The following is an 11272-nucleotide window of genomic DNA, read 5'->3' as shown; positions in this document are numbered from 1 at the left end:
CCGACAAGGACGCCATGAAGTTCTTTGACATGTTTCAAAAAGCACCAAAGATCGACTGGATGACTGCAAGGGCACAGGCCTATGCAGCCATTGCAGATGATCCGGTCGCGGAGGCATCGCAAAAGGTTCTCAGAGCCAGATCGGTTACATTCGACAACCGGACGGTCCTGCCTGAGTGGTTCAAGTACAGCTGATTAGATCAGCAAGCGCGCTGCGGCGCGTTTGCTCGTCCAATCGGACGCTGGTGAGTTCCTTCGGGGACGCACCAAATTGACATCGTAAAGAGAGATACAATAACAACACTGTTTGGTTGTCCCGCGTAAGGGAATGACCTCGGTTTGGTGCGGCGGACCATGTCTTCGGATGTGGGCCAAAGCGAGCGTTTGCAAGGCTGTTTCCTCGGCCGACCAGGCGTATGCCTGCCGAAAAGAACGTGTTGTCCAAGTCAAGTACACTAACCAGAGACATGACGCTGCACCCTGCACGGGCTGCGGCTATCAGCATGTCTCGTTGTCCAGACGATAGTCTGGGCGGGAAAAAGTATGCTTTTGAACCAGGATAAGGAGGATCAGTTTCTTACCAGCTTCTGATCGTCGCGCGGGACGCAAGTCTTGCTTTTTCTGGATCAAATCAAGCGCGAAAAGGGCGTTTGGTGAATGCCTTGGCAGTAAGAGGCGATGAAAGACGTGATACTCTGCGATAAGCCATGGGGAGCCGAGAATAGGCTTTGATCCATGGATTTCTGAATGGGGCAACCCACCTGATACTGTGTTATTGTTACCCGCTTCGGCGGCGATCAATAATGCGGTAAAACAGGTATTTCTAGACTGAATACATAGGTTTAGAAAAGCAAACCCGGGGAACTGAAACATCTAAGTACCCGGAGGAAAGGAAATCAATTGATACTCCCCTAGTAGCGGCGAGCGAACGGGGACCAGCCGAGCCATGAGTGTGGTTAGAATGCGTTGGAATGCGCAACCAGAGTGGGTGATAGTCCCGTATAAGAAGCATGATTGGACGTATTAAGTAGGGCGGGACACGTGAAATCCTGTCTGAAGATCGGAGGACCACCTTCGAAGGCTAAGTACTCCTTACTGACCGATAGTGAACCAGTACCGTGAGGGAAAGGTGAAAAGCACCCCGACGAGGGGAGTGAAACAGTACCTGAAACCGAACGCCTACAATCAGTTGGAGGGGCTTTACGCCCTGACAGCGTACCTTTTGTATAATGGGTCATCGACTTGGTCTCACGAGCAAGCTTAAGCCGTTAGGTGTAGGCGCAGCGAAAGCGAGTCTTAATAGGGCGTCGAGTTCGTGGGATCAGACCCGAAACCGAGTGATCTAGGCATGGCCAGGTTGAAGGTAAGGTAACACTTACTGGAGGACCGAACCCACATCCGTTGAAAAGGATCGGGATGAGCTGTGCCTAGGGGTGAAAGGCCAATCAAACTCGGAGATAGCTGGTTCTCTGCGAAATCTATTTAGGTAGAGCGTCATCCGAATACCCTCGGGGGTAGAGCACTGGATGGGTAATGGGGCCCCACAGGCTTACTGATCCTAACCAAACTCCGAATACCGAGGAGTACTAGATGGCAGACACACGGCGAATGCTAACGTCCGTCGTGAAGAGGGAAACAACCCTGACCTCCAGCTAAGGCCCCTAATTCATGGCTAAGTGGGAAAGCAGGTGAGACGGCCAAAACAACCAGGAGGTTGGCTTAGAAGCAGCCATCCTTTAAAGATAGCGTAACAGCTCACTGGTCTAATTAAGCTGTCTTGCGGCGAAGATGTAACGGGGCTCAAGCCATGAGCCGAAGCTGAGGATGCATTTATTGCATGGTAGCAGAGCGTAGTGTGACATAACTCCTATCCCCTTCAGCGTTGGTGCGCAGTAAATGCGCACCCTACGTTGAGGAGGGTAAGGAGTTTTCTGTGAAGCTGGCGCGTGAGCGATCCGGTGGAGAGATCACTAGTGAGAATGATGACATGAGTAGCGACAAAGAGTGTGAGAGACACTCTCGCCGAAAGTCCAAGGGTTCCTGCTTAAAGCTAATCTGAGCAGGGTAAGCCGACCCCTAAGGCGAGGCCGAAAGGCGTAGTCGATGGGAACCAGGTTAATATTCCTGGGCCAGATGGAAGTGACGGATCTCGAGGGTAGTTCATCCTTATCGGATTGAATGGGCTGCTTAGAGGTTCCTGGAAATAGCTCCATCGCTAGATCGTACCCTAAACCGACACAGGTGGACTGGTAGAGAATACCAAGGCGCTTGAGAGAACTATGTTGAAGGAACTCGGCAAAATACCTCCGTAAGTTCGCGAGAAGGAGGCCCGGTTCCTAGGCAACTAGGGGCTGGGGGCACAAACCAGGGGGTGGCGACTGTTTATTAAAAACACAGGGCTCTGCGAAGTCGCAAGACGACGTATAGGGTCTGACGCCTGCCCGGTGCCTGAAGGTTAAAAGGAGGGGTGAGAGCTCTGAATTGAAGCCCAGGTAAACGGCGGCCGTAACTATAACGGTCCTAAGGTAGCGAAATTCCTTGTCGGGTAAGTTCCGACCTGCACGAATGGCGTAACGACTTCCCCGCTGTCTCCAACATAGACTCAGCGAAATTGAATTACCTGTCAAGATGCAGGTTTCCCGCGGTTAGACGGAAAGACCCCGTGCACCTTTACTACAGCTTCACACTGGCATTAGGCCGAACATGTGCAGGATAGGTGGTGGGCTTTGAAGCCGGAACGCTAGTTTCGGTGGAGCCTCCCTTGAGATACCACCCTTGTTCTGCTTGATGTCTAACCGCGGTCCGTTATCCGGATCCGGGACCCTGTGTGGCGGGTAGTTTGACTGGGGCGGTCGCCTCCTAAATCGTAACGGAGGCGCGCGAAGGTTGGCTCAGAGCGGTCGGAAATCGCTCGTTGAGTGCAATGGCAGAAGCCAGCCTGACTGCAAGACTGACAAGTCGAGCAGAGTCGAAAGACGGCCATAGTGATCCGGTGGTCCCAAGTGGGAGGGCCATCGCTCAACGGATAAAAGGTACGCCGGGGATAACAGGCTGATACTGCCCAAGAGTCCATATCGACGGCAGTGTTTGGCACCTCGATGTCGGCTCATCTCATCCTGGGGCTGGAGCAGGTCCCAAGGGTACGGCTGTTCGCCGTTTAAAGAGGTACGTGAGCTGGGTTTAGAACGTCGTGAGACAGTTCGGTCCCTATCTTCCGTGGGTGTAGGATACTTGAGAGGAGTTGCCCCTAGTACGAGAGGACCGGGGTGAACGATCCACTGGTGGACCAGTTGTTATGCCAATAGCAGTGCTGGGTAGCTATGATCGGACAGGATAACCGCTGAAGGCATCTAAGCGGGAAGCCCCCCTCAAAACAAGGTATCCCTGAGAGCCGAGGTAGACCACCTCGTCGATAGGCCAGAGATGTAAGCGTGGTAACACGTTCAGTTGACTGGTACTAATTGCTCGATAGGCTTGATTTGATCCAGTAGAAGCAAGACTTCTGCTTATCAATCAAAAGCATACACATACATTAGCTGTACTGACTTGGACATCAACACAGCCGTTCCTTCCGGAATGGCAAAAGAGCGGGAACGCGCATCCAAGAATGCGACGCCTCCCGCCCGAAACCTTCCCATCGCGGAAGGCTCGTAGAGGATTTGTTTGGTTTGGTGATCATAGCGCGAGCAAAACACCTGGTCCCATCCCGAACCCAGCCGTTAAGTGCCGTAGCGCCGATGGTACTGCGTCTTAAGACGTGGGAGAGTAGGTCATCGCCAAACCTAACAAGTCCTCTAATTTGTATCTCTCTTCGATGATCAGATAACTCGACTTAGGATCAGGACCGGCGTTGTTGCGCAAAACGGGTGAGGGGATTCATCTCGTGACTCCAGCGTGATAGCTGGAGGGCATGAGCAGCTGAACCCCAACGAAGTATAAAACCATGAACTGAGAAGTGGCTCTTCGTTTCATAGTCCATCCTTTGCCAGGACGGATTCGGCCGAATCGTTTGGGGCCAAGCGACGGGACCGCAAAAGTCGGGTGGCTTTCATTCGCGGTTGCAGGCGGCTACAACCGGCGCGTGGAGTGCGATGCCTTGGAGGTCGACATGGAATATCCTTCTGTCCTTTGGAAGCGCCTTGATACTTCGGGCACGGATGCCTGCCGGTTTGTCTCGCGGGACGAGGGGTGGGCGATCGAGGGACAGGCGAACTTTGTGCATGAGGGCGCGGTCGCCTGTCTTTCCTATTCGCTTCTCTGCGCACCTGACTGGACGAGCCGCTTGGCGGTTGTTAACGGCTGGGTAGGTCACCGGCCACTCTCTCTTGTGATCGAACGCAGCGACGCGGCAGGCTGGCAACTCAACGGACAAGCCGTCCCGGGCAGCGAAGCCCTGCTCGACGTCGATTTGGGGTTCACCCCGGCCAGCAATACCAATGCGATCCGGCGCCTTGGCCTCGGGATCGGCGACAGGACAGAGACAACCGCGCTTTGGCTCGACTCCGAAGACTGGACCCTGAAGCCATTGGTGCAGAGCTATCACCGGACATCAGCCACAACCTTTGCCTATGCCTCGCCGATCCATGGCTATCAGGCGGAGCTGGAGACGGATGGCTTCGGTGTCATTCGCTCCTATCCCGACCTCTGGGTCGCGGTCCGGTAGGGGCGCGTCCGGCGCTCCGGGCCAAATTGATCAGACGAAAATCCGGGCAAACGGAATACCTATTCAGTCAAACTGCCGCGCTGCGCCTGCCAATCGGACAGATCGTGCAGAATTCGCGCCAGCGCGACCGCATCCCTGGTGAGCCTGTAGGTGACCTGCAATGTCCCGGACCGGGTCACCAGCAAATCTGCCTCAAGCTGTCGCAAGGCCCGCACCAGCACGCGGCGGTCGGCATCCCGGCGGCCCCTTCGGACAGCGCGACGATGATCGACGCTTTCCACTGCCCCCGCACGGTGTCCAGACCCGCGGCCAGGTCACACCAGCTTTTCAAGGCATCACGGTTCTGGTGCTGCACCGTCCGGTAGCCGTTGGCGGCTATGTCAGAATTGTCAGACTGGCCCATGTGCATCTCTTCCGTAACTGTTCCCAGTAGCAAATAAGAGAGGCCAGGCGACCAGCGTGAAAACGCTTGATTTGGATGCCTATACCTACCGAACCTCGCCATCGCAGATTTACGGTACGTTAAGTCAGTATCTGCGAGACTTGGCGGAGTTTGACGGAGGAGAAGGATTGATCGATCCCGGCAAGGTCGAGGCTCGCGTTCTTCAATTGGCCGTCCCCGAAGGTTCGCCGGAACAAATGTCGCAAATACGGCGGGCGGTCGACTTGGCTGAGGATTTGGGGATAGAGATGATTGTGGAGGTGACGGGATGAGCGAGGATCGCAGCTATCACAATCTACCGAACGGAGATGCGCGTGAACATTTCAGCGTCACCGCGAACGCGTTCACCAAATTCTATTTGATCGAATCCAAGGTCTGCTACCGTGGCGCTCTGCCCGACCCCGAAGGCATCCGCCATGTCCTGCCCCCCGATGCCGATGCCGAACAGCTCGGCACCGCGATCCTCGACGCGCTGTCGCATGCCCGCTTCATCCACCCGTCGCACCCCGATTTCGATGCGCTGTTCAAGGAACGCAAGGCGGCAGAGCTGGTCGACGCCTACGATGCGGAACTGATGCGGCTGGCAGGCGTGAAGACCAAGGCCAGCCTTTATCGTGGCGCCAGGGGCGTGAACGTGACGCTGCATTCCGACTGGGACGAGATCAAGATCTACGCCTTCGCCCGCCGCAAGGGACGGTATTTCTGGAGCAAGAAGACAGACGCCTCGGGCAAGGAAACCGTCCCCGCCTCGGCCAGCGCGATTGAATTGGGTGAGGCATATCTGCGGGCGCTGGCAAAGGGTGGATCGGTTTCGTAGATGTGAATGCCGACATTGGCGCAGTCGCAGCGAATTTCCGCTTCGTCCCGCTGAGCGGACTATTGGAACTGTTTTGTTCGGGCAGGTTTGGACGGGGCCTTCTACCAATCTGAAAAGAAAAAGCGGGCTTTGAGATGGGTGTTTCAACTTCTCGAAGGAATGTCCGATGACCATCACCGCACAAACCCAGACAGACCGCCCTGAGACGCCCATGACCAATCAACCCTTCCTGGGTCTGCATCACATCGCCCTGCGGGTGGAAGATCTGACTGCGACCGTGACCTTCTTTGAGGCGCTTGGATATCAGAAGGTGCACCACTGGCACCTGCCTGACTACAGGATCGACACCGCGGTGATGATGCAAAGTGCCGATGCCCGGAGTTGGATCGAACTCTTCGATATGAGCGCCGCGATCCCGATGCAGGGCGTTGGCGCGATCCCGGGACAGGCTGTCGTCACCGGCGCTCTGGCGCATCTATGTCTGAGCGTCAGCGATCTGGACCTTGCCAGCGCGCAGATCATCGCGGCAGGGGCAAGCCGTCTGACCGAAGCCGAGGCCCGGGTTTGGCGCGGCGCTTGACGTGCTTGTCTGCGGAGCGGATATCGATTCCGCCCCTCTGGGTGTCTGGTCGGGGACCGGCTGGTCTCCGGGACGGATTCCACACGAGTTGATTCCCGGGATAGGCCTTAAGCTGAAGGTGTGGGCGCCCCAGTCGATGCTCGAAATGAATGGTTTCTGTCCTTTTCGGGTTCACGCTCCGCTTCCCGCAGGTAACGGCGCGGCGGGCGGCCCATTTCCCGCTTGAAAGCGGCCGAGAAGGCAAACTCGGAGGCATATCCAAGTGATGCCGCGATTTCCGCGATACTGTCGCCGGTCCCGACCAGTCTTTCACCGGCGAGCATCATCCGCCAGCGGGTGAGATAGGCAATCGGAGTCGTGCCGACCTTCAGTCTGAACCGTTGCGCGAAAACCGTGCGTGACAGACCAACCTGCCGCGCCAGCGCCTCCACTGTCCAGGCGCGGCCAGGGTCCGCATGCATCGCACGGATCGCCGGGCCGACATGCGGATCAGCGAGCGCGGCGAGCCAGCCGGTCGTGTCTTGCCCCTGGTCTTCCACGTGCAATCGAAGAGCCTGGACCAGCATCATGTGCGACAGTTGCTGAGCCATGAGCGAAGACCCGGCGCGCGCCTCCCGCATCTCCTCCATCATCATCTCGATGGACCCACGCAATCGCGCTCTGCCGTCGGTGGTCTTGACCCGGATGAGGGGCGGAAGGGACCGCAGAAGGAGCGCGGCATGGCGTCCGTTGACTTCGAAACGGCTGCCGACCAGATAGCAATCGCCGCCGCCGTTGACAGTAATTGTATTGCCGCTGCTCCCGGGATCGAGCACTTCGCTGGCGGGACGCGGCGCAACGTCAGGGCCGCTGGCGATGATGACGTCCCGGCCGCTCGGCAGCACGAAGCATTCCCCTTCATCGAGCCGCACCGATGTTACTGTTCCTTCCGCCTTTAGCCAGCAGGTACCGCGGATCACAGCATAACATTTGATGCGCCCCGCAAGATCGTCGAGAGCGAGTGCCCAGGAGCCCCCGGCGTCAAACCCGGCTGTGATGTAGCTCTGCGGCTTGAGCAGAGACAGAAGGTCAGACAATGGGTCCATGGCAGATCCGTACGATCGCGTAAAAGACTAGAACTATCTCACATAGCCCGTCCGGAGCCTGCTGTCTATCTAGCGGTCATGTTGTTCCCCTCGTCGATCCCGATTCCGCCGGGCATCGCCGAACAGGAAAGAAAAGGACCAAACATGACTGAAGTTGTTGCGAGCGGTGTCATCGATGCAGATGCCGATACTGTCTGGATGGGTTTGAGAGATTTCTCGGGCCCCGCACGTTGGGTGCGCAATATCGTCACGAGCGATATCGAGGGAGAGGATGCGGTCGATCAGGTCGGAGCAATCCGCCGACTGGTATTCGACAGCGGCAACGAGCTGCGCGAACGCCTGATTGCTCTGTCGGATCGGGAACGCTACTTCCGCTATGCCCTGCTGCCGCCGACGTCCCTGCCGATCCAGGATTACAGTGGGAAAGTCCAGGTCATTCCGATCACGGATGGCAACCGGGCGCTGGTTCACTGGTGCGGCAGCTTCACGATCCGTGAAGGCGCACCGGAAGAGGTCAGGGCCTGGGTCCGGAGCATCTACCAGCGCGACATCGAAGACATGCAAGCCTATTTCGAAGGGCTCTGACCCATTACCGAGCTGCCCATGTGCCCGGACCCGGCACAGATGGCCAACTCCCACACTGTCTGAAAATATGGAGATCTCGTTATGAAAGCCGCTATTATCACGTCGCCCGGGGATGGCCCCCGATACGGCGAATTCCACGAACCCGAAGCGAACGAAGGTGAGGTCGTTATCGCGGTCACTGCGGCACCTATCAGCCCGGTTGTTCGCACCCGTGCCTCGGCGCAACCCATATCGGCGGAAAGTGACGGCTTTGTCGCCGGCGTCGATGGGGTGGGGACCGATGCCACAGGACGTAGGGTCTATTTCCTGTTCCCGAAAGCGCCGTTCGGGGCGCTGGCGCAGCGCACGCTTGTTCCGGAAGCATTGACCGTACCCGTTCCTGACGGGTTGAGCGATGCCTGTGCCGCCGCTGTCGCCACCGCCGGCCTGGCTTCCTGGGTCGCACTGACCCGCCGCACACCGATCCAAACCGGACAGTCAGTGCTCGTTACCGGCGCGAATGGTTCGGCCGGCTGGATGGCCCTGAAGGTCGCGCGGCATCTGGGTGCAGGTCGCACCATCGCTGTGGTGCGCACCCATGAGAAGCTGAAGGGACTGTCCGCGGATACCGGAATTGCGCTCGACGCTCCGGATGCAGATGATCGACTGAAGGCCGTTTTCGACGACGGCGTCGACATCGTTCTCGATTTCGTCTGGGGGTCGGTGGCCGAACGCCTCCTTGCCGCCGCCACCGCGGGACGAGGATCTCCCGCCGGGGAACCAAGCCGCCGCTATCTGGTTCTTGGAACGCTTGGCGGTGCCACAGTGCCGATTTCCGGCTACGGGCTGCAAAGCTCCGGGCTGGAAATCCTGGGTTCAGGCATCGGTTCGGCTGCCGTGGGCGACTATCTGTCCTCCGTGGGCGAGCTGCTGGCTGTTGCGCAGCGCGAGGGTTTCGCGCCCCCTCACGAGGTCCGACCGCTGAGCGGCGTCGAAAGCGTCTGGAAACGATCCAGCGACGTTCGCTATGTCATTCAGCCTTAGAGAGGCCGACGCCTGGATGAAGACAAGTCACTCAAAAAAAGCGTTCTGTAAAAGCTCGCCGGGTTCTGTCGCCATTAGTTCTATGCCAAGTCGGCACGCCTTTGGCGTGACGGGGTTGACGGATTTTCCCGCAGCCCATTGCCCGGCAGGGCATTGCGCAGCAATGTCCCGAGAGGAGGCTTCACATCTGCTTGAAATAGAACCACCATTCCTGCGCGGATAGGCGCCCGGCGGAGATTGTTCGCGCATCGTAAATCAAGTGTCGCGCCGAGGTCTGCTTCGAGCCCTTACCGCCCTGGTAATCTCATTGATTTAGGCCTACCAAAAGTTCGCTCAACGCCATGGTGAACCCCTGATCTTCGGGAGGAGCACAGTCCAAGCGTCGTCCACTCATCGCAGTCGCCAACGCAGCGCCATGGGTGAAGTCCACGAGTATGTCGCGCCACAGCCGCGCCTTGTGATCTTGAAGGCCGCCTTCGGCCAGAAAGGCAGAAATCATGTTGGTGATCCGTTCGGCCTGCTGCGGAAAAACCATCGGTCGGCTGAAGATCAGCAGGGTCAATGCCGGATGGCGGAGCACCTGCGCTTGGTAGGCCTTCAGCAGACCTTCAATCCGATCGAATGGCGTGCCGTCCACTGGCGCCTTTACTTGCGCGTAGACCGCGTCCGACATCGCGCCGATCAAGCCATCACGACCGCCGAAGTGATGATAGATCGTCATCGGGTTTATACCGAGTCGCTTCGCCAGCGCCCTCATGGTGAAGGCGTCTACGCCCTCGCGGTCCAGAAGTTCGAGGGCCGCTAGGACCATATCGTCGCGCGAGACAGGAGCTTCCGCCTGCGGCGGCCGCCCCCGTGGTCGCTTCATGCTTCAACCCGGTAGTGGGACTGGACAAGTCCGGAGGGAAAGCTCTTCGTCCCTTCGTGGCGAAGCGAAATGTCTGCGGCGACCTTTCCGAACAATCTGCGTCCTTCACCAAGGAGCACCGGAACGCTCGTGATTACCATCTCGGTGATCAATCCGGCCCTAATGAAGGACTGAATGAGAAGACCACCATCGACATAGACCTTCCGATGTCCTTCGATTTCCAGCATGTGCATCGTCTCTTCAGGTGTATTGTTCGCAACCCGGACCTTCTCGACCAGGTCGTCCGGCAGGTCGGATTGCGTCATGGTTGATGACATGACAACAACTGGCCGACTGTAGACCCAGGGCCTGGTGGCTCGCATTTTATCGAACGTTCCACGGCCCATCAGAATGATGTCGATGTCCGCAATAAAGGCATCGTAGCCATGGTCTTCGTCGGGATTATCGCGCTCCAGAAGCCAAGCGATATCACCGTCGCTTCGAGCGATGAAGCCGTCCAAACTGGTAGCGATGAAGGCATGTCCAGTGATCATTTCACACCTTTATTTATACAATGTATAATAATAAATGCCGACGCGCGTCCCAAGTGTCAAGATCAATGTCCGAGCGTTGGCAAGGCTGAGACTTCGCTCGCGATTGAAGGCACCCGAGGCCGAAAGCAGACGGTCGCAAAGTTCCCGTCCTCACCGCCCACGATCAGGTCAACTCGATATTCACGCCCCGCCGCTATCGGCTCATATCTCCACGCTAGGTCCGATGCCTTCGACCTGTGGCACGGTTCTGCGCCCGAAATGCCCGCCGGCGAAAATCACACATGGTGAAAGCTGTCCTTGAGGTCGAAACATTGGCGCCGCTGCGCAATGCCGCCTAGGTCCTTAGGCTGAAATTGGTGGGCATCGCAAAAGAAAAGGTTCTGACGCAAGGTTTTAGCGGTTGGCGGGACTGGATCGCGAGTGGCAAGTGTGCGTTTTGTGTTTGAAAGCGAACACCTAAGCGCGGCGGTTGATTTCAAAGGGAACCATTTCCCCAAGAGCGCGATCCTTTACGCTGTATTTTTCTATGTCCGCTTCGGTGTCTCGTATCGGGATCTTGAGGAGATCATGGCTGAATGCGGCGTCGAAATCGATCTTCCCACGTTGAACTGCCGGGTGGTGAAGTTCTCGCCGCAAATGCCCAGGCCAGAAAGAGGCCGAGCTGCATTGCCACGTAA

General features: G+C 57.4%; 12 protein-coding genes, 2 rRNA genes and 1 pseudogene (1 of these 15 running past the window's edge). 10 read left to right on the top strand and 5 right to left on the bottom strand.

The window, feature by feature from the left end; all coding sequences use genetic code 11:
• From ACWNZ3_RS20315 to ACWNZ3_RS20300, 4 genes are all read left to right on the top strand, one after another.
• Window positions 1-194, top strand: partial view of a glycosyltransferase family 2 protein gene (locus ACWNZ3_RS20315; RefSeq protein WP_496902077.1) — the 3' portion only. Its footprint begins 664 nt before the window's first position; 194 of the gene's 858 nt are visible here — the last part of the coding sequence; its start codon lies off the left edge, out of view; the stop codon is at window positions 192-194.
• A 434-nt stretch (window positions 195-628) separates the two neighbouring features.
• Window positions 629-3481, top strand: a 23S ribosomal RNA gene (locus tag ACWNZ3_RS20310).
• Window positions 3482-3666: 185 nt separating this feature from the next.
• Window positions 3667-3781, top strand: a 5S ribosomal RNA gene (gene rrf / locus ACWNZ3_RS20305).
• Window positions 3782-4107: 326 nt separating this feature from the next.
• Window positions 4108-4662 (top strand): putative glycolipid-binding domain-containing protein, encoded by a 555-nt coding sequence (locus tag ACWNZ3_RS20300; RefSeq protein WP_496902076.1) that lies wholly within the window; start codon window positions 4108-4110, stop codon window positions 4660-4662.
• A 59-nt stretch (window positions 4663-4721) separates the two neighbouring features.
• Here the strand turns inward: ACWNZ3_RS20300 and ACWNZ3_RS20295 are convergent, their stop codons facing one another.
• Window positions 4722-4841, bottom strand: coding sequence for a hypothetical protein (locus ACWNZ3_RS20295; RefSeq protein ID WP_496902075.1), 120 nt, complete (start codon window positions 4839-4841; stop codon window positions 4722-4724).
• Window positions 4838-5065, bottom strand: a complete 228-nt coding sequence (locus tag ACWNZ3_RS20290; RefSeq protein ID WP_496902074.1) for a hypothetical protein — start codon at window positions 5063-5065, stop codon at window positions 4838-4840. The genes ACWNZ3_RS20295 and ACWNZ3_RS20290 overlap by 4 nt, the downstream gene beginning before the upstream one ends.
• Before the next feature lie 17 nt (window positions 5066-5082).
• Between ACWNZ3_RS20290 and ACWNZ3_RS20285 the strand changes: the two genes are divergently transcribed.
• From ACWNZ3_RS20285 to ACWNZ3_RS20275, 3 genes are all read left to right on the top strand, one after another.
• Entirely contained in the window at window positions 5083-5376 is a 294-nt protein-coding gene (locus ACWNZ3_RS20285; protein ID WP_331284259.1) for an endonuclease toxin domain-containing protein, read from the top strand.
• Complete coding sequence (locus tag ACWNZ3_RS20280; protein WP_269368062.1) at window positions 5373-5921, top strand: contact-dependent growth inhibition system immunity protein; 549 nt, start codon at window positions 5373-5375, stop codon at window positions 5919-5921. Before ACWNZ3_RS20285 ends, ACWNZ3_RS20280 begins: the two co-directional genes overlap by 4 nt.
• 166 nt (window positions 5922-6087) lie before the next feature.
• The gene (locus ACWNZ3_RS20275; RefSeq protein WP_496902073.1) at window positions 6088-6501 is read left to right on the top strand and encodes a VOC family protein; all 414 of its coding nucleotides are present in this window, start codon (window positions 6088-6090) and stop codon (window positions 6499-6501) included.
• A gap of 107 nt (window positions 6502-6608) precedes the next feature.
• On the opposite strand, the gene ACWNZ3_RS20270 is transcribed toward ACWNZ3_RS20275, so the two are convergent.
• On the bottom strand, window positions 6609-7586 hold the full coding sequence (locus tag ACWNZ3_RS20270) for an AraC family transcriptional regulator (RefSeq protein WP_496902072.1): 978 nt from the start codon (window positions 7584-7586) through the stop codon (window positions 6609-6611).
• Window positions 7587-7730: 144 nt separating this feature from the next.
• Here ACWNZ3_RS20270 and ACWNZ3_RS20265 point away from each other — a divergent pair, with 144 nt between their 5' ends.
• Both ACWNZ3_RS20265 and ACWNZ3_RS20260 read left to right on the top strand, forming a co-directional pair.
• The gene (locus tag ACWNZ3_RS20265) at window positions 7731-8171 is read left to right on the top strand and encodes an SRPBCC family protein (RefSeq protein WP_496902071.1); all 441 of its coding nucleotides are present in this window, start codon (window positions 7731-7733) and stop codon (window positions 8169-8171) included.
• Between the two features lie 81 nt (window positions 8172-8252).
• Entirely contained in the window at window positions 8253-9194 is a 942-nt protein-coding gene (locus ACWNZ3_RS20260) for a quinone oxidoreductase family protein (protein WP_496902070.1), read from the top strand.
• Between the two features lie 304 nt (window positions 9195-9498).
• On the opposite strand, the gene ACWNZ3_RS20255 is transcribed toward ACWNZ3_RS20260, so the two are convergent.
• Complete coding sequence (locus ACWNZ3_RS20255) at window positions 9499-10062, bottom strand: TetR/AcrR family transcriptional regulator (RefSeq protein ID WP_496902069.1); 564 nt, start codon at window positions 10060-10062, stop codon at window positions 9499-9501.
• The gene (locus ACWNZ3_RS20250) at window positions 10059-10595 is read right to left on the bottom strand and encodes a dihydrofolate reductase family protein (protein ID WP_496902068.1); all 537 of its coding nucleotides are present in this window, start codon (window positions 10593-10595) and stop codon (window positions 10059-10061) included. Before ACWNZ3_RS20250 ends, ACWNZ3_RS20255 begins: the two co-directional genes overlap by 4 nt.
• A 438-nt stretch (window positions 10596-11033) precedes the next feature.
• Here ACWNZ3_RS20250 and ACWNZ3_RS20245 point away from each other — a divergent pair.
• Window positions 11034-11228: pseudogene (locus ACWNZ3_RS20245) on the top strand (hypothetical protein); the annotation flags it as partial.
• Between the last annotated feature and the right edge of the window lie 44 nt (window positions 11229-11272).

This window comes from Sulfitobacter sp. IGS-18, from assembly GCF_059628195.1.
This window is presented reverse-complemented; position numbering and strand designations above follow the sequence as displayed.

Excerpts from the sequence above, each read along its gene's own strand:
- ACWNZ3_RS20300 (WP_496902076.1), top strand. The coding sequence starts at position 4,108 with ATGGAATATCCTTCTGTCCTTTGGAAGCGCCTTGATACTTCGGGCACG.
- ACWNZ3_RS20290 (WP_496902074.1), bottom strand. The coding sequence starts at position 5,065 with ATGGGCCAGTCTGACAATTCTGACATAGCCGCCAACGGCTACCGGACG.
- ACWNZ3_RS20280 (WP_269368062.1), top strand. The coding sequence starts at position 5,373 with ATGAGCGAGGATCGCAGCTATCACAATCTACCGAACGGAGATGCGCGT.
- ACWNZ3_RS20275 (WP_496902073.1), top strand. The coding sequence starts at position 6,088 with ATGACCATCACCGCACAAACCCAGACAGACCGCCCTGAGACGCCCATG.
- ACWNZ3_RS20270 (WP_496902072.1), bottom strand. The coding sequence starts at position 7,586 with ATGGACCCATTGTCTGACCTTCTGTCTCTGCTCAAGCCGCAGAGCTAC.
- ACWNZ3_RS20265 (WP_496902071.1), top strand. The coding sequence starts at position 7,731 with ATGACTGAAGTTGTTGCGAGCGGTGTCATCGATGCAGATGCCGATACT.
- ACWNZ3_RS20260 (WP_496902070.1), top strand. The coding sequence starts at position 8,253 with ATGAAAGCCGCTATTATCACGTCGCCCGGGGATGGCCCCCGATACGGC.
- ACWNZ3_RS20255 (WP_496902069.1), bottom strand. The coding sequence starts at position 10,062 with ATGAAGCGACCACGGGGGCGGCCGCCGCAGGCGGAAGCTCCTGTCTCG.
- ACWNZ3_RS20250 (WP_496902068.1), bottom strand. The coding sequence starts at position 10,595 with ATGATCACTGGACATGCCTTCATCGCTACCAGTTTGGACGGCTTCATC.